We start from the raw sequence: 22,914 nt of genomic DNA, 5'->3' as shown, positions 1-22,914 counted from the left end.
CTGAATTCAGCCTTTTTTTTATGATTTTTTCTTCTTCATTCGATACACATAATACCCAATTCCCGCTACCAGCAGATAAGGAATCACCATCAAATATACGATACCATCATTAACTGCCGCTGCTTTTGTAGCATTGCCTTCACTGGTTAATGCTGCCCTACACATAGCGCATTGCCCATAAGATGAAATTTCAAAAAGGAAAAAACAAATTCCAAAAAGGAGGACTTGTAATTTACTACTTCTTAGTACGCTCTTCTGACTTTTTACTTTAACTCGCATAATACGGCGCTATCATTAAGTAAACGATTACTCCAGTTACAGCAACATACAACCAAATAGGGAAGGTGATTTTGGCTATTTTCTTATGCTTATCAAACCTTTCAGCGAGTGCACGAACATAAGTAATAAGCACCAACGGAATTACAGCTATAGATAAAAGAATATGCGATAAAAGAATAAAGAAATAGACATATCGAAGTACACCTTCTCCACCATAACTAGTAGAATCTGTGGTCATATGATAAGCGATATACATTACCAAAAAAGCTAATGAACAACCTATTGCTGTTTTCATTAAATTTTCGTGTAAACGTCTATTTCCCTTTTTGATCGCCATAACTGCCCAAACTAGTAAAACAGCTGTTATCCCATTGATTGTAGCATAGATTGGAGGTAAAAATCGCAATGGAGCCACTTCAACTCCAAAATCTTTTAATTTAACTTTAAACAATATAGCAACTGCTACAGGGATTAAAATAGATAATAGTACAATCCATTTATTGTATTTCTTTTCAACTGAATTTTGTTCCATTTTATTCTTTTAAAAGTAATTTAATATCTTCTTGAATGTCTTTAACGCCTTTTTTATCTAATCCATCATAGTACAAAATTGGATTTCCAAACTCATCTTTTCTACAACGAATATGTCCTTTTTTGTCTACCAAAGCAAATAAACCAGAATGCTCAAAACCGCCACTAACTTTATTGTTCGCAGCAGCGTATAGATTAAATCCTTTGTTTGCCAAATCAAAAATGGTAGTTTTATCTCCTGTTAGAAAATTCCAATTTGAGGATTTAACTCCTAATAGTTTTGCATGTTCTTTAAGTACGGCAGGTGTATCTGTTACTGGATCAATAGTTATCGAAACAATTCCAAAATTAGGGTTACCAAAAAATGTCTTTTCAATTTGCAACATACTCAAATTCATCTTAGGACAAATCGAAGGGCAAGTGGTAAAGAAAAACTCTAGAACATATACTTTTCCGTCATAAAAATCATTGTTTATTTTTTTTTGATCCTGATTAATCAAATCAAAGTTTGGAGAAGCTCCAACATCAACAAGACTTTCTGCTGCAACTCCAGCCCCACTATCTTTGTCCAATCGATCTGATTTGACTACAGCACCACCTTCTACCCGATCTATTATCTTAGGGATAGCATAAATGCCAAAAATCAAAATAATAAATGAAATTCCAATGTATGATTTATTCTTAAACATATTACAATTGTTTTGTAGCGTTATGATTCTTTTTCAATGCTGCTTTGTATTCATACAATAAGATTTTGAAATCATCCAACATTTCATTACTTAATTCCGCTGGATGAAAAGTATTGTAGCCTTCTTTGTATTCTTCTTTATCTTTTCTTCCTCTCAAATTGCGTTCTTTATCCAAAATATACACATTTGGAGTTCCAAATTTAGAATCTAATGCTGTCTTTAAATTTAATTGTTTATGAAAAGCTGCAATTTCATCGGTAGTTGCGAAAACAAAATTCCATTGTTTTACATCTGTAAAAGCTTTTAAAGCATCTAAAACGGCTTGAGCGTCTTTTTCGGTTCCAATAGGGCAAAGCATAACAAATTGTAAATCTTTAAAAGTGTGGTAACGTTGATAAATCTTTTGATTCAAATTAAAAAGATTTCCTCTATTAGCTAATAAATTAGTTCCTGGAAAACCAAGAACAGTTATTTTTCCATCCAATCGAACCACATCGCCGCGTAATGATTTCCAATTACCAAAATCAGCAACTTTTGGAGTAATTGTAGGTAATTTAGTAAAACTATTCACTCCAGAAGCAAAAAACAAATAAGCTACTATTGGAAGAATAAACAAGACAAAAAGAACAATATTTTTTTTCATCAGAAGGGTGTATTGAGAGTGTAAAAATAAAAAAAGCTCCGATATTTCGGAGCTCTTTTCTGAATTAATATTTAGTTAAAAATTCCATTTAATAACAGAATTCTTAAAAACCCCGAATACATAATCACCTTCAGTTAATAGAATAAAAAGTAAATATAAAATTAAAAATATTAGCGGAGCAACTACAGCACTTTGCAAAGATTTTTTTTCACCTTCCATGTGCATAAAAGCCCAAACTATATAATAAGCTTTGAAAATTGTCAATATGTAGAATATCCAATTTAGCAAGTTCATTCCAAGAAAATTAGTAAAATGTAAAGCTTCAGGTTTGATAATACCTAAAATAACTTCAACTGTAGTTACCACTGAAAGCAAACCAAAAACAAACCAAATTCTTTTTGTGTTAGAAACGTGTTCGTGTGACATAATAATAAGTTCCTTTAAAATTAAACAAGATAAAATACGGTAAATACAAATACCCAAACCAAATCTACAAAGTGCCAATATAGACCAACTTTCTCCACCATTTCGTAGCTTTTACGTTTTTCGTAAGTCCCCAACAAAACATTAAAAAAGATAATGATGTTAATCACAACTCCAGAAAACACGTGAAAACCGTGAAATCCTGTGATAAAGAAAAAGAAGTCCGCAAATAATTTACTTCCGTATTCGTTATGTGTTAAGTTAGCACCTTCAATAACCAATTTTGCATCCGCTAATCTAGCCTCAGACTCTGCTCTTGAAAGCACTAATTTCTTTTTGTCTTTTGTAATTGTTTCTGTTCTAACCAATATATCAGGGTTGGCTTTGAAACCCGCTTGTATTTCAGCAACAGAATAAGAAGGCAACGCTGGCTCACTCATAAACCATTTGGCTTTGCTACGAGTCAACTGTTCACGTTCTTCAGGCAATGTTTTTGCAAAGTCTGCTAAAGCAACACGCTTACCGTCTTTGTCTACAAATTGAAGTAAACTTCCACCTGTAGTTTCTACCGCACCATACTCCCCTTTGATGAAGTTTTTCCACTCCCATGCTTGAGAACCAACAAATATTAAACCTCCGATGATAGTCAAGAACATGTAGATTGCCACTTTATCTTTCTTCATTTGATGACCTGCATCAACAGCTAATACCATTGTTACAGATGAGAAAATTAAGATAAAAGTCATTAAGGCTACATAATACATAGGAGCTGATACTCCATGTAAAAATGGAAAGTGAGTAAACACTTCGTCGGCTAAAGGCCAAGTTTCAATAAATTTAAATCTAGAAAATCCATAAGCTGCAAGAAAACCTGAGAAAGTCAAGGCATCTGATACGATAAAAAACCACATCATTAATTTACCATAACTCGCTCCCATTGGCTCATTTCCGCCACCCCATGTCTTTTCGTCGTTGTTTGCAGTAGTAACTGTCGCTCCCATAAAATTAATTCGTTAAAAAGTTCCCAAATTTACATTTTTTTCTTATTTAAAGAAATATAAAAACAAAAATAAATAAACCCACAATAAATCAAGAAAATGCCAATACATTACACCAAGTTCAATTCCAAGAGATTGAGTTGCGTTGTATTTTTGTTTAAAATGATTATAAATAATAATTAGTAAAGAAATCAAGCCTCCAGCCAAGTGCAACAAGTGCATAACGGTTACAATATAAAGGAATGTAGTAGTAATAGAACTAGCAGGTCCTGTAAAAAAATAACCTTGGGCCACAATTTGACCAAAACCAACAAACTGCAATACTACAAATGAAATCCCTAAAGCTAAAGTAATCAACAACCATTGTGTAGTGGCTTTATGATTGTCACGTTGAATGGCTTTTTTAGCCAAATGAAAGGTAATACTACTCACCAAAATGGCAAAAGTACTAAGTAAAAAAGCCGAAGGCAATTGAAAATCTTTCAACCAATCTACTCTAGATTTACTAACTACAAAAGCACTAGTTAGCCCTGCAAACATCATGGTCATACTTACCATAGCAAACAACAAAATCAACTTATAGGATCTTGCCGTTCTGGATTGATGCTCGTCTTTAGTCATTGTCATATCCATACTATCTTAAAAATTTATCTACTATATATATTAATTGTAACAAGGTGATATACGAAACACTTACCAACATTAAGGTTCTAGCGGACTTAGATGTTCTTAATTGATATACTTTTACCGCATAAAACAACATCCATAATCCCAACAAAAACACTAAAATTGCCGCAACAGGCGTTAAAAACAAGGAACCCGTATAACCAAACATTGGCAAAAGCGACGCAATTATTAACCAAACCGTGTATAATATAATCTGTAAAGCCGTTCCATTATCTTTTTTTCCTGTAGGCAACATAAAAAAACCTGCCTTTTCATAATCTTCATATAAGAACCAACCTATAGCCCAAAAATGAGGAAATTGCCAAAAAAACTGAATCAAAAACAAGGTACCTGCTTCAATGCCAAATTCACCAGTAGCTGCTACCCATCCTAACATGAACGGAATTGCTCCTGGGAATGCTCCAACAAAAACAGACAAGGATGTCATTGTCTTTAAAGGTGTATAAACACTTGTGTATAAAAAAATCGAGATTGCACCAAACATGGCTGACTTTGGATTTATACTATACAACAATGCCAATCCCAAAATAGTTAACAATGTTGCCACAACTAGAGCTACTCTTGACTGCATTCTTCCCGAAGCGACTGGACGATCCTTAGTTCGATCCATTAAAGCATCTAAATCCTTTTCAATAACCTGATTGTAAGCATTAGAAGCACCAACCATGCAATACCCACCTATAGCTAATTTTAGCAATATCCACCAAGTACTTGTTTCGAAATGATCAACTCCCAAAACAAAACCAGCAATGGATGAAAAAACAACACTAATGGCAAGTCCAGCTTTAGTGATGGCTTTAAAATCTAAATAAATGGATTTGAGGGAAACTGTATTTGTCAAAACGATTAAAACTAGTGTTACTTTTATAAAAACTTTTGCAAAAGTAGGTTATCAAAAGGGATTTGACAAAAAACAAGTCATAAAAAAAGTTGCTATTAAAATAGACCTACTAATAATCAAAATAGAAATTAAAAATATCGGATCTTACTCCTACGGTAAACCAATTAGTACTTTGGGTAAAAGTAGCAATGGTATTTTGAGAAGGATCGAAGTTTCTATAGATATAACTAGCAAAAAGTTTCAAATTAGTAGCTGGATTGACCAAATACCCGCCTTGAATGTCTGCTATAAATACTTTGGTTTTATTCCCTTGCCCTACTTTTACACCGGTATCAAAAGGGCGTTTATCATCGTAGTCTTTGTAAATATTACCCCCGTAATTAAAACTATCTTCAGTAGTATTAAAATCAAGACCTCGAGTCCCAAAGGTTACTTTAGCATCAGCAAAAAGTCTTCCTTTGTGATAACGAGCAATTGCAATTAATTCATTAAAATTCCCTCCCCATTGATGTCCCAAACTTTGATTGTTATGCGCATAATTCGTAATAGGATTACTGTGCGAATACACATAAGGACGCACGTGATTGTATTCTAACTGCAATAAAAGATTATTCACTTTGAAAGCATTGTAATACTTCACCCCTAGTTGATATCCAAATTTATTTTTCCAACTATTATCTCCTCCTTTTACATCTCCCAACGAGAACTCATCTAGCAAAAACTGTCCGTAAGCATTAAAAGATGCATCCCACTTGTATTTAAAAGTTAATCCCAACAAAGCATTTCCGCTTCTAGATGACGATCCAAACTCTACAGCACGGTAAAATATAATAGGATTCACAAAGCTCATATCAAAGCCTCGGTTATTGTCTTTTGTCCAAACAACTGATTCAAAAAAACCTAAATTCAAACGATTCGAAACATTCCAACTAAGGTAATGATTCGCCATGAATTTGGTAGCATACGTTCGATCTACAGTCACTTCTGGACGCACATCCTTGAGCCACATGTAGGTATTGGTGTATTTAATTTTCCAAAAATTAGTGTTGATTTTGAAATATGGATAAGGACTTGCACCATCACTTTCTAACAAAGAACGATACCCATCACCAATAAAATTCCTTCCGTATCCCAATTGCAAATCAATAAATTTATTTGGTGTAAACGTAATATTGGCCTCCGCCAAAGGAAAATCATACCCATCATCTTTGAATCTTTTGGCAATACCAATTCCAGGAATTATCGCTGGATTTCCACCTGAAGGTTTAATGGATTCTGAATATTGATTATAATAATCTGCAAAACGCCCTTGGCTTTCAAAAACTGTAGTTGTAAAATTCAATTGCTTTCCTAATCCTCCTCTAAAATTGAGCGCACGAGTATTCACATATGTATAGGAATTCTCGGTTTGTGAAGCTTTTCCTAATTGTAAATCAAAAATAGGATTTAAGGAAAACCAATAGTCTTCTCCTTGGATCTCAACGGTGTTTTCATTCCATAATTTTCTAGCCCACCAGCCAGAAGCTTTCTTTTTCAACTGCTCATTTACTGCTTTCAAATCATAATACTTAGCTACTTCGGCATAAGTATAGGGCTTGGAAGCGGTATGATTATTACTTCCTACTTGATTCATTTTGGCATCAAATTGCGCATAAAGACTATGCGAAAACGGCACATTTAAATGACTTTCGTATTCTGGATTGCGGTATTTTTTATAAACAATACTATCTAATTCTGTTAGTTTTGGACTTTTAACATTGAGAATCTCTGCTTTGGCTCGTGCTTCCGCTTCAAACTGTTCTTTTGATTTTAAAGGAATGGCAATAGCAATAGTATATTTAGAATAAGTTGGCTTCCCGTTATACGTGGCAGGACTCACTTTGGGCATACTCGCAAAAACTCTTTTAGCCTCGTTACTAAGCGATTCGGATACTGCATCAACGTACAATACTTTAAATTTTCCCTCTGCGGTAACTTCAAAAAGGACTTTTATATTTCCTTTGAAAGCATCATTTTGTGGCACTTTGAAATTATCAAACACAAAATCTTGCACTTGATTATAAAAACATATTTCAACAAGTTTGGGCTCAAGATTTTGACAAGTTTCAAAAACAGGAAAACGTTCCACCTCATTAAAAGCCGAAACATTCAGGTTTTGGCTGCAACACCAGTTTAATCCAAGAAAAAAGAACAGCGCACTGTAAAGTTTGTACATAATTTTACAAATAATTAATATCCATTTTGAGTATTTACACCATCCACAATGGCTTTTGCCCCCGAAGTACCAATTCGCTGAACACCTAGCTGAATCATTTCAAGAGCATCTATATAATTACGAACACCACCAGCAGCTTTTACAGGTAATGGAGAGGCATTTTCGAGCATAATTTTTATAGTATCAACTGTCGCTCCATTAGGCTCATTGTTGGGCGTTACATAAAATCCAGTAGAAGATTTTACAAAAACAGCAGCATATTGCTCCTCTTTAAAGTTTTGTATGACTACATTTTTGATTAAAGCAGAAAGTTGCATAATCTGACCATTATTCAAAGCTGCAACCTCAATAATCCATTTTACTACTTTTTTATGGGTCAATCCCAATTGTGTCCCTTTCAAAATTTCTTCTTTAACTAAAGCAATTTCGCCTTTTTTAAACGCCTCATAATTACAAACAAAATCCAAATCATCTGCTCCATCAGTTATGGCTTGTTGAGCTTCGGCCAATTTAGTTGCCAAATCAGATTGCCCATTGGGAAAATCAATAACCGTTCCTACCAATAGGTTAGAGTGAGCATCTTGAATCATTTTTTTAGCCAAAATCACTCGATCAGGACGAATCATAATCAGTTTGAAATGCTCTCGAATAGCCTCTTCAATAAAGGATTGCGCAACCAAAACATTTTCTGCTTCAGATAAATTAGCTTGTAGATTGGTTTTTAAATAGGTAGAATCAAGATAGGCTCTAACATCCATTTTAATAAGGAATTGAAATTGATAAATAAGTCGTACAAAAATACATTATTAATTGAAAACACTGGCGTAGCGTTCTCTTTTTATCTTTACTTATCAACAAACAAAAAAATATAACCCCAAAAAAAAATATAACCCAAAAAAAAAAGAATCCCATCGATATGGGATTCTTATCTCTATTTTTGTTGTGTTTCTTTTTTGTCTTTAAATTGATACAAAAGAGCAATTGCAAATAGTGAGCCAAATATATTAGCCAAAACATCTGTAATATCTGCACTTCGTGAAGTAGTAAAATAGCCTTGAATGAATTCGATTAACAATCCGAAGACAAGAGAAAGCAAAAATGAAAAACACATCACTTTTGAAAAACTACTCCATCTGCCACTTTTAACCAAAGTGATTCCCCATAAAAAAGTGAAGAATAAATGCAATAGAATGTGTACTATTTTGTCAATTCCAACTATTTTGATGGAAGGAACATCAGATGACTTCATTAAACATACATAAAGCATCAAAGACGTCCATGCTAGTGCAACAAAAAAAAATAAATTTTTAGGCACCTATTAATTCTTTGTATGCAGCATCAGAAAGTAATTCTTCAATTTCAGCTGGATTAGCAATTTTCACTTTAATCATCCAACCTGCTCCGTACGGATCAGAATTTACTGTTTCTGGAGCACTTTCTAAATCATCATTAAAAGCAATGATTTCACCAGTAAGTGGTAAAAATAAATCAGACACTGTTTTTACTGCTTCAACAGTTCCAAAAACGGCATCTTTATCTAAAGTTTGGTCTAAAGTTTCTACTTCTACATAAACAATGTCTCCTAACTCTTTTTGTGCAAAATGAGTAATTCCTACCGTTGCAATATCGCCTTCGATACTAATCCACTCGTGATCTTTGGTGTACTTTAAATTTGATGGTACGCTCATAATATATAAATGTTGTGTTATTGATAATAAAAAGCAAATATAACTATCTTGTATTGAATTTTCACATAGAATAAGTCCAAATTAATTCCCAAAATTGTAACGAAGGGTAAATCCTGAACGAATATTAGTAAGTGGAAAAGTAGTAGAAATAACCGCTTTGGAGAACGAATGATCGTAATAGAAAATAGCGGTTAGATTTTTACTAAAGGCATAATCAGCCGCCAAGCGCAATTGCCAAATGTTTTGTCCCGCAGCTAATTGGTTGTTGTTATAATCCAAATAACGAACAATTGTTTGATTATTTCTGTAAGACAAATCTGCTTTAATATTAATATCACTTTTAATAATCCCCGTTGGATTATCGGCCAAACGAGAAGAAAAAATCACGTCCTTGAATCGATATCCCAAACCTACGATATATTCTACTCCTTTTACTTCGGTCAAAAGATTGTTATCGAAACTCATTGATAAAGCCCGGTCTTTTTTGATTTCAGTCAGTACTTTGAAGGAGTTTTTTAATTCAAAATCTAATCGAATTAAAGGGCTGAATTGTTCTACCAAATTCACATTGGAAATGACTGTTGGATTATAAAAATTACCGCTTGCATCTACCCCATTTGGTTTTTTGGTGTATTCAAAATTAGAACGATAATCATTGATGGTATAGGAAGCTCGATAATTATGCAGCAACGAAACTCTTTTGAAATTATTTTTAAAAAAAGTATACCTCATAAATCCATTGTATTTAATGGACCAGTTTGGAATTGGGAAACTTCTAAAAATACCTGTAGACACATCATTGGCATTGCCTCCAGTATAAGCTGCTAAAAAGGCAGGTAACAAAACGGCTTGGTTATTTTTTCCGAAACCCTTAGGGAATCCGTCTGCATCAATATTACCTGGATTATTGATATCAATTCCTCGTTGTGTTGCTAATCGATTGGCTATAACAAGACGATTGGTTCTAAAATCATCAAAAGCAGCAGAACCAGTTTCATCACTTTTTGAAAAAGCTGTTTTTATCAAAACGGTAGAAATAGAAAACATCCCATAGCTATACGGAGATAATGGCGTATAATTTCCTCCTACAACACTATACTGTTCAGATGAGTTTTTAGAATAGGCACGATCGGCAGTTAAATCAATTTTAAAATCTGGAAACAAATCAACATTGGCTGTCGCTTTTAAGAGCTTATTCGTGACTTGCGTAAAGTTTTGATTAAAATCCTGATAGGTAGTTAACCAACCTCTTTTGGCTGCTTCGTATCGAACATCATCCTGACTTCCAAAAATGAATCCAAGTGAAGGACGAGAAGATCCTAAGAAACCAACACTAGGCGTAAAACCTGGCAAAACAGTTCCGCTATTGTGAGTATAATTGACTTGAATATTTTTCACACTTGTCAGTACCCCAATCAATCCATCCATAAATGGGCTTCTTTGCTGCAATGGTTTAACCGCTGTATTTACTACTTTTTCTCCTGGTTTTGGCGCTACAGTTTTAGGTTTTGCAACACCAGGGCTAGGTGATTTTTTAGAAAGCCCAATGTATTTATAGAATGTTTCCATAGCAAAGGAAGCATTCAAAATTTTAGAACTCGCATTTTGAATTGTATTTCCTAAATTATAATTCACCCCTTCAATAGTAATATTGTCAAAAGCATTCGAAGCTCGTTGCCAGCTATAGTCTCCTGTATAAGTAAAATTAGCTTTAACAAAACCAAATACTGGGATTTTATTCAACGGAATTTCGTAGTTTACGATAAGTTGTTGCATGTGTTGATTAGGGTTTCCAATGTCAAAATAACTATCCCAAATGGTAAAAGAATCAATAGGTGTATTATCTGCATTCAAATAACTTTTTACAATGTTATTTGAAGAAGCCGTATAATTTAACTTTAACGATTTGGTCAAATTATAATTAAAGCCATATTGATAATTAAAGGCAAAATTTCTTCTATACAAAGGATCAAGTCCTATTCCAACCACATCTACCTGGCGAAATTGCTGACGATTGTATTGTCTGATTATACTACTATTAAAGGTGATATTAGTCGGTAAAAAATTGAAATTGAAATCCTGCAACCATTTCCAATAGTCGCTTTTTTTCACAAATGTTTTCTTTTTGAACGGCTCATATGGTTTATTTTGAAAACTGTATGCGTAATTTACTGTCGTATTACTCAACTGGTCTACATAACTTTCTATTTCATAATCATGACGTTCTACCTCATTATACGATTGAGAAAAAGTAAAATTCTCGGGATCATACACATGTGGTTTTTGCTCTGGACTTCTTTCCTTTCTTACCCCAATAAAATTAATGCTAGTACGTTTCGTATAATCGACTGCTCGACTTTGAATGTTATCTCTTGTGTCTTTGTCTGTAGTTTCTCTAAGTAATTGCTTTAGTTTTATATCTTGGTTAAATGGGTCGTATTCTGGAGTAATAACTTCCTCTCCGATGCCGTAATTAAACGGTAAATTAATCCCCCATTTCTTGGGCAATAATTGTCCCAAATTCAAATTAGTGACTATACCATATTGCTGAATATCTTCCCTGCTTCTTTCATTTGGGCTTTGTTCTAATGCTCCAAAACCAATAGTGGTTTTTCTTCCAGTAAGCGAAAGCGTAGCAAAATCTGCCATATTAGTGTCGATATTTAGCAAGGCTGCCATTCCGCCTTTATTGTCCATATCAGCCAAACGCAACTCATTGAACCATACTTCACCAAGAATTGGTTGCCTCAATTCATCATTTTTCACCCCTACCATCAATGTTCTTACCAAACCAAAATTAGGATTCCCTTTGATTCCTATTCGCAATCTATTGGTTTTACCAGACAAAGAATTATCTAACTCGTCTTCGAATTTATAAAAAACACCGTCTGGTGGAAGCGTTGCGGGATCAATACTCATGGCTAGAATTTTCAACTTGGTCAACAACTCTAATTTCAAATCCATTTCATTGGCTTCGGGCCAAACAGATGAGGCTCCTACCTTACAATCTGAAGATGGTGCTGTCACCTGTAAAGGGATTTCTATTTGATAAAAATTCTCGGTAAAATCGTTTCCAAATCGAATAAAACCAACCATCTGATTGTCTCTCAAAGCAATTTCTTTAGGCAAGGATTCGGCATGCAAGAACATTTTAAGTTTGTTATACTGTCGCATATCTATACTTACGTTTTTGAAAACCGCTCTGGAATCATTCGGTTCTAAACCACTTCCAGAAACTCGCAAGGCCAAAGATTGCTCGTTTTGATTAATAACGGTATTGTTATTAAACAATTGTTCTCTAACTACCCCAGGAGGCGTTACATAATTGATAGGACAACGCTCATTATTTTCTTGAATATTGACAGCTAAGACATCCAAGGTGGTGTTGTCATCGGCTACATTGGTGTCATTGAAATCCATAGAATTAGTATAACGTCTCCATTCCCCACGCACCAAATCTAAAGCACCGAAACGAAGGGTAATAGGCGACTCAAAATTGGTCATAAACATTCTCATGAATCGGATAGAACGAAAATCTGAGATGCCACCAATCGTGTTTTGTGGCTGGGTAACTGGAATCTTAAACTGAATCCATCGGGCTTCAGTCGAGGAACCGTCAGGCAAAGTTACTTGCGTATTCCTGATATCGGTAATGAAATTTTCACCCACATTCATATTGGGTTTCATATCAATACTGTATTCATAATAAGCATTGATAGTATTCATTGTATTATCGCGATTAACATCTTCTACATCGGGAAAAGTAGTCGAACCTCTATTGGCATCCGAAATATTAACCGCTGAGTTCCCATCTGTCCCATTAAAGTTTTTATAACGATCTAAAACACCTCCAGTTGTATTTGCAAAATAAGTATAATCATCGGCAGCAGGATCTTTTTCGGAAGCATAATTAGCGTACACCGTAGCTTCTTGATCATTTTTCATACCGTCTAGCCCAATGTCTTGATTGGTTCTATTGGAGGCATTCCCGTCAAACGCATAAATCAAAGATTGCGATGCTGGAACGTCTCCCCAAACAGGTCTTGGATTCACCAAAATTTGATCTGGCCCTAACCCATTTTCGTATTGTTTTCTTCCGTCTTTCAAAACATCTTCGGAGATTTCTCCCAAGTTAAAATACAATTTTCCAGTATTAGTTGGCGTATTATTTCCTTTACCAACATAAGGATCCAACACCCAAAATTGAATATATTCTACGTTGCCTTGCTCAAAATTGGTGGTATTGATGGCGCGCATAATCCCACCAAAATTATCTTTTGGTGTATTCGCAAAAACAGAAGAATTATTGTAAGGTCCTCTATCTTTTGGATAATAACTCAAATCTAGCGTATTTACCACTTGAGTTTGTCCTTGTGCAATATCCGTATTGGGATACAATTCTTCACTAAAAATTCGTCTGGTCGTATTCAACGAAATATCATCATTAGAAATACCCGCTGGCTTTTGAGTATAAAACAGGGGATCGATAGTATACCAAGCTAGTTTAGCCCTTTTGAAACCATAACTCAAATCGGTAGCACTTTCGTTAAAATTATATTGACTTTCTGCATCATTAACAGGTGTAGATGATAAACTCCAAGCAAAAGGAGAACGTAAATCTATAGTAGATTGAGAACCTTCAAAGTCATCTACATAAATGGTGGATTCACCATCAAAACGATCGGCTTTAGGTGTATCAGGTTTCAAGAACGCTATTTCTCCTCGAACGGATAAATTTGAAGGCACATCGGTATCAATATTAGGCAGTTTATTAACCAAACGAGTAAAAAAAGGCACTTCTGTAGAAAAATTTCCATTAAAACCAAAAATAGTATTGTTTACCGACTCTTGACCATAACTCGATTTTTGAGTAAACGGTCTTTCAGACATTTTTAAGTAAGTACCACCAACTACAAATTTATCCGAAAATTTATGCTCTACATTTAAACCTATAAAACGTCTGGTTTGTTGACCAAAAATAGAGTTATTTTCTAATGATACTTCAACCGGAGTATTGGAAGCTAGCAAAGAAGGATCCAAAATTTGCACTCTCCCTAATTGATAATTCACACTATAATCCACTCCTTCTACCAAGCGTCTTCCCGCAGCGGTAACTACTACAGAACCTTGCGGCACATTGAGTGCATTAATTGGAATTCCGTCACCCGCCGATGATTTATATTTACCTCTAATCAAGTACTTGTTTTTATCGATGTCTTGTAAAGCTCCAGCCTGAGTGTTGCGATACATACTTCTAAAAACATATTTCTTTTGATTGGGATTATAGGTATCTACATCGCTATAATTTTCTGTAGAATTTGGCGTCTTCAGTTTAGAGAAAATCAGTTCTCCAAAGGGTTCTTTGGTCGTAAACATGATTCTACCATTCTGAGCATCGATGGTTGTTCCTGGAATAAAATCAAAGAAACCATCACCTCCTGCTTGTGGATCATTGTTAAAATTCAGACGATCTAAATTAAATACTTTTAATAAAGGCGTCTCGGCTACTTTATTTTCTGGCGTAGGATTCGAAGGAAAAGGAGTTCCTGGAACCTCTGTAATATAATTAATGGGTGAAGGATCGGCATATAAGATATTCATTCGGAAATCTTCTTGCTTTAATTGATAACCGCCTGGTACCTGATAAATATTTTTCATCATCAAGTTCCAAATAGGATTCTTCACATTAGTCAAGTTGCTTTTCAGCATTTTCAAGATCAAACTTTGTGTAATAATGGCTTGAGGTACGTTATTGTTTCCACCTACAACATTCGTTGCATCCACACCATCATTTCCAAACTCTCCTACTTGGTAGACTTGATCGCCAATGGTATATTGGTAAGCAACCGCCAAAACCTCATCATTACTCAAGCGTTGTTGCAACGAAATAAATCCTAATTTTGAATTAAAGGTATATTCATTGGCTGTAAGCTTTCGTGCATTTTCTAACTTAGAATAATCCCTTCCTTCTGCAACTGTAGTATTAAATCCTGAACTTGAGGTAGCGATTTCTCTAATACTTGAATTCAGCAATCCAGTTCCAGAAGCGATTTGAGCAGGATCATAATCATTATTTGTATTATCAGATGGGGAATTTGCTGGATTGTTGAAAATCCCAGTTGAAGGATTCAAAACAACCACTTCATTATCTGCCAAACCTGTTAGTTGCGCTTCTCCTAAATCCTGAAGTGCAATAATATTTCTTAAATTGTTCGAAGTAGCATTTACTCTATTTTGTCTATTGGTAACCCAAACCTCGATACGCGTAATTTGTACTCTACTATCAATAAAAGGGTAGCCTGATAGGGCTTTGTCGTAACGACTTCTGAAATATTGCGACAAGAAAAAGTGACGATCATTGTCATAATCCAAAGCGAAAAGCTCATAATTTTGAACGGTTCCACCGCCCTCGGCAACCAAACTTTTGGTTTGTGATTTTTGTTCCGAAAAAACTCCAGTAAATGTAGTTTTTCCAAATTGCAATTGTGTTTTTACCCCAAACAAACTCTGAGCTCCACGAATCAATGAGCTATTAAGTGGCATGCTCACGTTTCCTACTTCTATTTTTTGAATAATATCATCTTCTGAAGGAGTAAATTCAAGCTTGATTAAATTTTGAAAGGCAAAAGTAGATTGCGTGTCATAATTGGCATTTACTCCTAAACGGGTTCCCACTTTACCCATTAAACTCATACTAATGCGTTGATCAAAATCAAAAGAAGTATTAGCTCTATTTCTTGGAGAAAATGAAGGATTATCTTGTTTGGTGTAACGCACCCCAAGATCCATTTCTACAGAACCTGTTGGCTTAACATCAATGGTATTACTTCCAAAAATCGATTCAAAGAAACTAGACTTTACATAAAATCGAGGCAACAAATCCTTTTTTGCTTCTTCGGCACCCTTTTTTTTACCATCGACTGCATCTGCTTTTTTCTTAAAATAATTACGTCTTGTCTCTTGCAATACTAACTTTTGGTACTCGGCTGGAGTAAGTATTATTGGAAAATTGATGTTGATTCCATCAATAGAATTAGTATACACATATCGATCCGTTAAAGGGTCATAAGTGTAGGAAGATATGATACTTTTAGGGTCTTTAATTTGAAGTTTCCCTACCGAATATCCTTTTTTTACCGTATCTTGAACCGATGGATTTACTTGACCATACGATACAAAACTGGTACATACAACAAGTAAAAAAATACAAATTTTATGCATGCAATGGGACTCTCTTGGTTCTTTTACAAACTTTTTAAGGCTTTCTTAATAATCGTTTCTACAGTAGCATCAGGCTCAGCTAAGACAATTTTCTCGATAACTTTCTCGCAAGTCTTTCGAACAAAACCTAAAACTTCTAGAGCAGATAACGCTTCATCTTTGTTTGTATTGCTTTGCGATACCGAAAGTTCGTCTAAATCGTATAATTTGACTATTTTTTCTTTCAAATCCAAAATAACACGCTGTGCTGTTTTGTTTCCAATCCCTTTTATGGATTGAATAGTAGCTACATCGCCTGAAGCAATAGCATTGGTAATTTGTTTAGGGTCTAAAGAAGAAAGCATTGTTCTAGCAATACCAGCTCCTATCCCTGAAACAGATAACAATAACCGAAAAATTTCTCTTTCGGATTTTTCTATGAAACCATACAAAGTATGAGCATCTTCTTTGATTTGAAGATGGGTAAATACTTTTACAAAATCAGCATTGGGCAATAACGAATAAGTGTGTAACGAGATATTGATATGATACCCCACACCTCCACAATCTATAACAATATGGGTTGGTGATTTTTCTACTAATTTCCCTTGTAAATGTGCAATCATTTATTAGTTTTAATGAACCAAATATAACAAAAAAGTCTAGCATTTGACTGAAAATCATTTGCTAGACTTTTTTGTTCTTTAATTTATTTAATTACTCGCTTTTTTCTTTTGTTTTTCTTGAGCATCAATGATAGCAATAGCAGACATATTTACCATTTCTTCTACACTGGCACCCAGCTGAAAAATATGAACCGGCTTGCCCATTCCTAACATAATTGGCCCAATAGAATCTACTTTGTTCAACTCCTTCAAGAGTTTATAAGTAATATTAGCCGATTCTAAATTTGGGAAAATCAAGGTATTGACTTTTTTATCAGCTAATTTAGAAAACGGAAATTTAGCTTTAAGCATCTCTGGATTCAATGCAAAATCCGCTTGAATTTCACCATCAATACAAAGATCAGGATGATTTTCATGCAAATAGGCCACCGCCTCACGTACTTTTCCTGCACTTGAATTGGTCGAGGAACCAAAATTAGAATACGAAACCATCGCAATAACAGGCTCTACACCAAACATTCTTGCTGTTTTGGCCGTCATTAAAGCAATCTTAGCCAAATCATCTGCCGACGGATTGATATTGATAGCCGTATCCGAGAAGAACATCGGGCCGCGTTTGGTCATCATAATATTGGTTGTGGCTACAATAGAAGCTCCTGGTGCTTTATCTACCAATTGCAACATCGGTTTCACTACAGAAGGATAACTTCTAGAATGTCCGCTAACCAATGCATCGGCTTCGCCAACATTGACCATCATGGCGGCAAAATAATTACGCTCCCGCATTAATTTTTGAGCATCCAAGAACGAAATACCTCTTCTTTTTCTGGTTTCCCAATATGTTTTGGCAAAACGATTTCTTCTTTCTTCTTCTTCTTTTTCCTTAGGATCAATAATAGTCACATCAGCATCAAAACCTATTTCTGCTTTCAATTCTAGGATAATTTCTTTGTTTCCTAACAAAACAGGGAATCCAATACCCTCGTCATGAACAATCTGAGCTGCTTTCAGCACATCCAAATGATCGGCTTCAGCAAAAACAATAGATTTAGGATCTGATTTGGCTCTTGTGGTAATCATTCGAACCAATTTGTTGTCGTGTCCTAAACGTTCCAACAGCTCATCTTTGTATTTTTCCCAATCGTTAATTGGGTTTTGTGCTACACCAGAATCCATAGCTGCTTTGGCAACAGCAGGTGCTACTACTGCAATCAATCTAGGATCGAATGGTTTTGGGATAATATATTCGCGACCAAAAGTTAGTTTTGTTGCACCATAAGCCACATTTACTTGTTCTGGCACCGATTCTTTGGCTAAAGATGCCAAGGCTCTAACGGCGGCCATTTTCATTGCTTCGTTGATTTTGGTTGCACGAACATCCAAAGCTCCTCTAAAGATATAAGGGAATCCCAATACGTTATTTACTTGATTCGGATAATCCGAACGTCCTGTTGCCATAATGATATCTTTTCGAGTAGCTATGGCTAAATTGTATTCAATCTCAGGATTTGGATTGGCCATGGCGAAAACAATAGGATTTTCAGACATACTCAAAAGCATCTCGGGAGTCAAAACATCCGCTGTGGATAGGCCTAAGAACAAATCACAGCCTTTCATTGCTTCGGCAAGACTTATAGGCTCACAATCTCTTGCGTATTTTCGTTGCAATTCGGAGATTGAAGGATTGTTTTTCGTTAACAAGCCTTTACTATTAAACATGTATACATTCTCAGGTTTTATGCCTAAAAGCACATACAAATCAGCACAAGCAATTGCAGCAGAACCCGCTCCAGAAACCACCATTTTGATATCCTCAGCTTTTTTATTAGCTAATTCTAAAGCATTAATTAACGCTGCAGAAGAGATAATCGCTGTTCCGTGTTGATCATCATGCATAACCGGAATATTCAATTCTTCTACCAATCGTCGTTCGATTTCGAAAGATTCTGGCGCTTTGATATCTTCTAGATTAATTCCGCCAAAAGTAGGAGCTATATTTTTTACTGTCTCGATGAATTCGTCTACATTTTTTGTTCCAATTTCGATGTCAAACACATCAATATCCGAAAATATTTTGAACAAAAGCCCTTTTCCTTCCATTACTGGCTTTGAGGCTTCTGGCCCAATGTCTCCAAGTCCCAAAACTGCTGTACCATTGGTAATTACAGCTACTAAGTTACCTTTGGCAGTATATTTATAAACGTTGTTAACGTCTTTTGCAATTTCCAAACAAGGCTCAGCAACACCAGGCGAATAGGCTAATGACAAATCTCTTTGAGTAGCGTATTTTTTTGTGGGTACTACTTGAATTTTTCCAGGAGTTGGCTTTGCGTGGTATAATAAAGCTTCCTTTCTTTTATTGTTATTCTCCATTTTTTTAGATTTTTTTCTAGCTTACAAAGATAAAGGTCTAATCTCAAACTAGCCTTCAAAAATTAAATTTTATTATAATCTTTGTTAAAAAACAAAAAAAGCCGCCAAAGCAGCTTTTAAAAAGTCATAATTTATTTTTTATTACTGTGTAATGTATGAATTTAAATGTGCAATTGTTTCTTTTTGCATTTCGATGATGGCTTTTACCACATCACTTATAGAAATTATACCCACAACTACATCATTTTCAACTACCGGTAAGTGACGGACTCTTTTGGTACTCATCAATTCCATGCAAAACTCTAATTTATCCGAAGGACTCACGGTAAATACTTCGGTAACCATAATTTCATGAACGAATGCTTTTTTAGATGATTTAGATTTTAAAACAATTTTTCGGGCATAATCTCTTTCTGATAAAATCCCTTTTAGAACGCCTTCTTCAATAATAAGAATGGCACCTATGTTTTTTTCGCTCATTACTGTTAACGCTTCGAAAACAGTGTTGGTGGAAAGTATCGAAAAAACATCCTTCCCTTTAGTGCTTAATATTTGATTAACAGTCATATAATTTGTTTTTAGAGAATCATAAAAATAAAAAAAATAAACCTTCGAAAAACACAAAAGTGATTTTTAATCATAAAAAAAATAATCAGGATGAATTTGTTGGTTCAAATAGCCTTTCCATTTAGGTGCTAGTAATGATAAACCACATTGATACGATGCATTGACCCATCCAAAACCTTCTTTGGCAATGTAATCAAACTCAGTACCTACATTGCCATATTCAGCAAATACCTTATGAGAGCTAATTTCTAAATCGAATTTTTCTGGAATGGTCCCGTTGTAATCCACAGCGTTGGTGGTAATCAACCACAACCAGCGGTAAACCATTTCCTGTAATTTGGATTCGAAACCGTAATTTTTTAGTCCTTCCCACAATAGCATTTGATGAGGCGCCCAACCAAAAGGATAATCCCATTGTCGCAAAGGATCTTCTAGGTTTATATGAGCAATGCTTTTGGCTGTACTTCCGGCGATACCTCCAGTCATTACAAACTTAGGCAAGGCTTTTTCTACCAATTTTACAGCTTGATCTTGAGAGCACAATCCCGCCCATAAAGGAAAAAAAGTAGAGGCCGCTTCAAACGGAAGGGACTTCTGATGCACAAAGTCATAGTCAAAATACATTCCTTCCGTTTCATTCCAACAATACTTATCCATCAATGCCTTACGCATTTTGGCCTTATCAAGCCATTCTTGTGCTGCATACGTTTTGTTTTGCGAAATAAAAGTGTCTTCAAAATAGGTTGCAATGAAATAGGCAATATCTATTTCATATTTGTATAAAAAGCTATTGATATCAACCGAATTCAAATTGGCACACGAATTAATTAATCGGTTGGTGGTGTCATGACCACTTTCTCGCATGCTTCGATCATGTATAAAATACTGATCTAATTCAGGATCCACAAGAGTTCTTTCTAAATATTTTTTTTCGAATTCTCTTAAAGGAAGTTGGTATTTTTGAGCAAACGGTTCCAAAACCTCATCAAAATGTCCTGGTTCTACTTCAAACGGCATTCCGATACCGTCGGCTTTATATCGGCTCAAACCTGTTGGCGTTAATCGCTCGCCCATAACCATCCAAACCGAATGGTATTCTTCAATTATTGTTTCTAAATGACTTGCCAGCCAAGCACTATCTGGTTTTTCATGGTCTACAATGGCACGAAGTAACGAAGAATATAATGGAGGCTGTGTTCTGGTTAAATAATAACTTCTGTTCGCATTTAAAATTTTACCATAATATTCTATTTGATACTTAAAATTGGTTGCAATGGCTTTGGCCAAATCTAATTTGCCATCTATTAATAAACCTAAGCCAATAAAGTAGCTGTCCCAACCATACATTTCGTTGAAACGCCCTCCGGGAACTACAAAAGGAACGCCTTTTATCCCTTTTTCGTCATGACTTGTAGCCAAAGCCAAAAGTCCGGGTTTAGTATTTAGGGTCTCGACATAGTCCATCGAATACTTCTCAGGCAAAATGGCCACTTTGAAATTTCCCCATTCTTTTTCTAATGCTGAAAAATAAGTTACTCCTTGCTTGTCCTTTTCAGACACATAAAGGGTCGGAATGGTATTGGTTGTTTTTTCATCTTCGAGAATTTTTTGCAATCCATCGCTGTCGATAACACGGGTAAGTTCGTCCCAATAAGATTCTCGAATTTTTCTTGAAATTCGTTCTACGGGTGGTTCCTGAATTCGGTCAAAATTAACCTCTCCGTAAACAAGACCTTGTTGTCTCATTTCGGCTAATTCTTGCAAAAGATTCGATAAATGATAAGTTCCTTCTACTACAAATTGAGTATTTTTCACACTATCAATAAGTTCAAATCGCCTAGGTCCAGTATCTTCTTTGGTAATTTTTTTATCCTGATCCGTATCTTCTTGAAGCAATAATTGCTCGAAAACGGCATCAATTTCTACTACTATTTTCATTTAATCGTCGTTAATTTTTTTAATATAAAAAAGGAAACCAATAGCAACAACATTGGAATCAAGGTGTAATAAAAAGCATTTTCGGGACCTTCATTTTTAAACAAATACCCGATAATTCTTGATCCTAAAGTACCTCCCAAGGCCGAAAAAACAACAATCAGTCCTGTCATTGAACTGTGTAGTTTTTTGGGAAGCGCACTCAAAACGACCGAATTCAACAAGGGATAAATTGGCGCTATGAATAGCCCTACTAAAGGAAAAGCAAATCCTATCAATGGGATATCGGATAATGAAGTAATCGTTTTTACTTCAAGCCCCACTGCTTTGGGCAACACAAAAATCACAATCAACATGGCGATTATGATGCAGGAAGTTAAAATCCAAATCCAATTGATTTTTTTGGTTAAAAAACCGGCTGCCAATCTCCCTATAGCTAGAGAAATAGCCAAAATACTTGCCATCATAATACTTATGTTTTCTGGCAAATGAAGGACTTTACTGTTAAAAGTAGGCAACCATGACATGATCCCTTGTTCTATCATCACAAATAGAAACGCACTAATAACAAAAACTATCGTTAGTAATTTGGCCATTAATTGAAACATTTGCTTAAAATCGTCGAGTAGATTGACTCCCGGAATCTCCGTATTATTTTCTGATTTTGATAAAAATAAAAAAGCAAACGAAACCCCCGAAATTCCAGCTAACAACCAATACACGTTGAGCCAAGCATTGGGATCGGTTTCAGAATTAAAAGCAGGAAATAAAAAATAAGCCAATGCAATGCCTATCATAAAAACCCCTTCGATACTACTCATCAAACTATTATGCTCTTGTTGACTTTCGGTCACCGTTCCGATAAGAGAATACACAGACACCTTGATTAAAGCAAAAGAAACGCCAACGGTGGCAAAAAGTAATTTGGCAGTAGAAAATGAATTACCAAAATACATGGTTATGCAAGCCACGAATACCATTGCTAAGCCAATAAGCATAGCTTTTTTATATCCTATTCTGGGTAAAAAAGAAGCTACTAAAAAAGAAACAATGGCTATGGGCAAATCTTTGAAGGCCTCTAATATACTGGCCTCAAGCTCGTCTACCCCATAATTTCTTTGTGCTTTGAGAATCACAATGCCTACGCTATTAAGCAAAATAGCAAAGACAAAATAATTAAGGTACATGGCCCATTTGATGGTATTTTTTTTCATTTGTT

Annotated in this window: 18 protein-coding genes; all 18 read right to left on the bottom strand. The window is 35.1% G+C overall.

From position 1 onward, the window contains the following. Positions 1-18 precede the first annotated feature (18 nt). Complete coding sequence (locus FLB_RS12775; RefSeq protein ID WP_064716346.1) at positions 19-279, bottom strand: hypothetical protein; 261 nt, start codon at positions 277-279, stop codon at positions 19-21. Further along, on the bottom strand, positions 269-811 hold the full coding sequence (locus FLB_RS12770) for a DUF420 domain-containing protein (protein ID WP_064716345.1): 543 nt from the start codon (positions 809-811) through the stop codon (positions 269-271). The genes FLB_RS12775 and FLB_RS12770 overlap by 11 nt, the downstream gene beginning before the upstream one ends. Before the next feature lies 1 nt (position 812). Then, positions 813-1,499 (bottom strand): SCO family protein, encoded by a 687-nt coding sequence (locus FLB_RS12765; RefSeq protein ID WP_064716344.1) that lies wholly within the window; start codon positions 1,497-1,499, stop codon positions 813-815. Position 1,500: 1 nt separating this feature from the next. After that, positions 1,501-2,142, bottom strand: a complete 642-nt coding sequence (locus FLB_RS12760) for a hypothetical protein (RefSeq protein WP_064716343.1) — start codon at positions 2,140-2,142, stop codon at positions 1,501-1,503. A 75-nt stretch (positions 2,143-2,217) separates the two neighbouring features. Continuing rightward, complete coding sequence (locus FLB_RS12755; RefSeq protein ID WP_064716342.1) at positions 2,218-2,568, bottom strand: cytochrome C oxidase subunit IV family protein; 351 nt, start codon at positions 2,566-2,568, stop codon at positions 2,218-2,220. 20 nt (positions 2,569-2,588) lie between these two features. Next, a complete protein-coding gene (locus FLB_RS12750) occupies positions 2,589-3,566 on the bottom strand; it encodes a cytochrome c oxidase subunit 3 (RefSeq protein WP_064716341.1) in 978 nt (325 codons plus the stop codon). A gap of 42 nt (positions 3,567-3,608) precedes the next feature. Then, positions 3,609-4,196: a heme-copper oxidase subunit III gene (locus FLB_RS12745; RefSeq protein ID WP_064716340.1), complete on the bottom strand. Its 588-nt coding sequence runs from the start codon at positions 4,194-4,196 to the stop codon at positions 3,609-3,611. A gap of 1 nt (position 4,197) precedes the next feature. After that, positions 4,198-5,097, bottom strand: a complete 900-nt coding sequence (cyoE, locus tag FLB_RS12740; protein WP_064716339.1) for a heme o synthase — start codon at positions 5,095-5,097, stop codon at positions 4,198-4,200. Between the two features lie 103 nt (positions 5,098-5,200). Beyond that, positions 5,201-7,306 carry a hypothetical protein gene (locus tag FLB_RS12735; RefSeq protein WP_064716338.1) on the bottom strand — a complete coding sequence of 702 codons (2,106 nt, stop codon included), beginning with the start codon at positions 7,304-7,306 and terminating at the stop codon, positions 5,201-5,203. Positions 7,307-7,320: 14 nt separating this feature from the next. Further along, positions 7,321-8,064: a deoxyribose-phosphate aldolase gene (deoC, locus tag FLB_RS12730; RefSeq protein WP_064716337.1), complete on the bottom strand. Its 744-nt coding sequence runs from the start codon at positions 8,062-8,064 to the stop codon at positions 7,321-7,323. Between the two features lie 173 nt (positions 8,065-8,237). Then, positions 8,238-8,555: a VanZ family protein gene (locus FLB_RS12725; RefSeq protein ID WP_197488967.1), complete on the bottom strand. Its 318-nt coding sequence runs from the start codon at positions 8,553-8,555 to the stop codon at positions 8,238-8,240. A gap of 58 nt (positions 8,556-8,613) precedes the next feature. Beyond that, positions 8,614-8,994 carry a glycine cleavage system protein GcvH gene (gene gcvH / locus FLB_RS12720; protein ID WP_064716335.1) on the bottom strand — a complete coding sequence of 127 codons (381 nt, stop codon included), beginning with the start codon at positions 8,992-8,994 and terminating at the stop codon, positions 8,614-8,616. Between the two features lie 81 nt (positions 8,995-9,075). After that, entirely contained in the window at positions 9,076-16,215 is a 7,140-nt protein-coding gene (gene sprA, locus FLB_RS12715; RefSeq protein WP_064716334.1) for a cell surface protein SprA, read from the bottom strand. Positions 16,216-16,238: 23 nt separating this feature from the next. After that, positions 16,239-16,820, bottom strand: a complete 582-nt coding sequence (ruvA, locus tag FLB_RS12710) for a Holliday junction branch migration protein RuvA (protein ID WP_064716333.1) — start codon at positions 16,818-16,820, stop codon at positions 16,239-16,241. An 87-nt stretch (positions 16,821-16,907) separates the two neighbouring features. Continuing rightward, positions 16,908-19,193 (bottom strand): NADP-dependent malic enzyme, encoded by a 2,286-nt coding sequence (locus FLB_RS12705; RefSeq protein WP_064716332.1) that lies wholly within the window; start codon positions 19,191-19,193, stop codon positions 16,908-16,910. A 141-nt stretch (positions 19,194-19,334) separates the two neighbouring features. After that, positions 19,335-19,760, bottom strand: a complete 426-nt coding sequence (locus tag FLB_RS12700) for a CBS domain-containing protein (RefSeq protein ID WP_064716331.1) — start codon at positions 19,758-19,760, stop codon at positions 19,335-19,337. A 66-nt stretch (positions 19,761-19,826) separates the two neighbouring features. After that, positions 19,827-21,698: a trehalase family glycosidase gene (locus FLB_RS12695; protein WP_064716330.1), complete on the bottom strand. Its 1,872-nt coding sequence runs from the start codon at positions 21,696-21,698 to the stop codon at positions 19,827-19,829. Next, positions 21,695-22,909 carry an MFS transporter gene (locus FLB_RS12690; protein ID WP_064716329.1) on the bottom strand — a complete coding sequence of 405 codons (1,215 nt, stop codon included), beginning with the start codon at positions 22,907-22,909 and terminating at the stop codon, positions 21,695-21,697. The genes FLB_RS12695 and FLB_RS12690 overlap by 4 nt, the downstream gene beginning before the upstream one ends. Positions 22,910-22,914 lie beyond the last annotated feature (5 nt).

The sequence above is a fragment of the Flavobacterium succinicans genome (genome assembly GCF_001662485.1).
In the GTDB taxonomy this organism is placed as follows: Bacteria; Bacteroidota; Bacteroidia; order Flavobacteriales; family Flavobacteriaceae; genus Flavobacterium; species Flavobacterium succinicans_A.
Note: the sequence above shows the minus strand (reverse complement) of the source record. Positions and strands in the feature narration are given on the sequence as shown.

Bases quoted from the DNA above. Each gene is read 5' to 3' on its own strand.
- FLB_RS12700 (WP_064716331.1), bottom strand. From the start codon at position 19,760: ATGACTGTTAATCAAATATTAAGCACTAAAGGGAAGGATGTTTTTTCG.
- FLB_RS12770 (WP_064716345.1), bottom strand. From the start codon at position 811: ATGGAACAAAATTCAGTTGAAAAGAAATACAATAAATGGATTGTACTA.
- FLB_RS12755 (WP_064716342.1), bottom strand. From the start codon at position 2,568: ATGTCACACGAACACGTTTCTAACACAAAAAGAATTTGGTTTGTTTTT.
- FLB_RS12735 (WP_064716338.1), bottom strand. From the start codon at position 7,306: ATGTACAAACTTTACAGTGCGCTGTTCTTTTTTCTTGGATTAAACTGG.
- gcvH (WP_064716335.1), bottom strand. From the start codon at position 8,994: ATGAGCGTACCATCAAATTTAAAGTACACCAAAGATCACGAGTGGATT.
- FLB_RS12705 (WP_064716332.1), bottom strand. From the start codon at position 19,193: ATGGAGAATAACAATAAAAGAAAGGAAGCTTTATTATACCACGCAAAG.
- FLB_RS12760 (WP_064716343.1), bottom strand. From the start codon at position 2,142: ATGAAAAAAAATATTGTTCTTTTTGTCTTGTTTATTCTTCCAATAGTA.
- FLB_RS12750 (WP_064716341.1), bottom strand. From the start codon at position 3,566: ATGGGAGCGACAGTTACTACTGCAAACAACGACGAAAAGACATGGGGT.
- deoC (WP_064716337.1), bottom strand. From the start codon at position 8,064: ATGGATGTTAGAGCCTATCTTGATTCTACCTATTTAAAAACCAATCTA.
- sprA (WP_064716334.1), bottom strand. From the start codon at position 16,215: ATGCATAAAATTTGTATTTTTTTACTTGTTGTATGTACCAGTTTTGTA.
- FLB_RS12765 (WP_064716344.1), bottom strand. From the start codon at position 1,499: ATGTTTAAGAATAAATCATACATTGGAATTTCATTTATTATTTTGATT.
- FLB_RS12745 (WP_064716340.1), bottom strand. From the start codon at position 4,196: ATGGATATGACAATGACTAAAGACGAGCATCAATCCAGAACGGCAAGA.
- ruvA (WP_064716333.1), bottom strand. From the start codon at position 16,820: ATGATTGCACATTTACAAGGGAAATTAGTAGAAAAATCACCAACCCAT.
- FLB_RS12775 (WP_064716346.1), bottom strand. From the start codon at position 279: ATGCGAGTTAAAGTAAAAAGTCAGAAGAGCGTACTAAGAAGTAGTAAA.
- FLB_RS12695 (WP_064716330.1), bottom strand. From the start codon at position 21,698: ATGAAAATAGTAGTAGAAATTGATGCCGTTTTCGAGCAATTATTGCTT.
- FLB_RS12725 (WP_197488967.1), bottom strand. From the start codon at position 8,555: ATGAAGTCATCTGATGTTCCTTCCATCAAAATAGTTGGAATTGACAAA.
- FLB_RS12690 (WP_064716329.1), bottom strand. From the start codon at position 22,909: ATGAAAAAAAATACCATCAAATGGGCCATGTACCTTAATTATTTTGTC.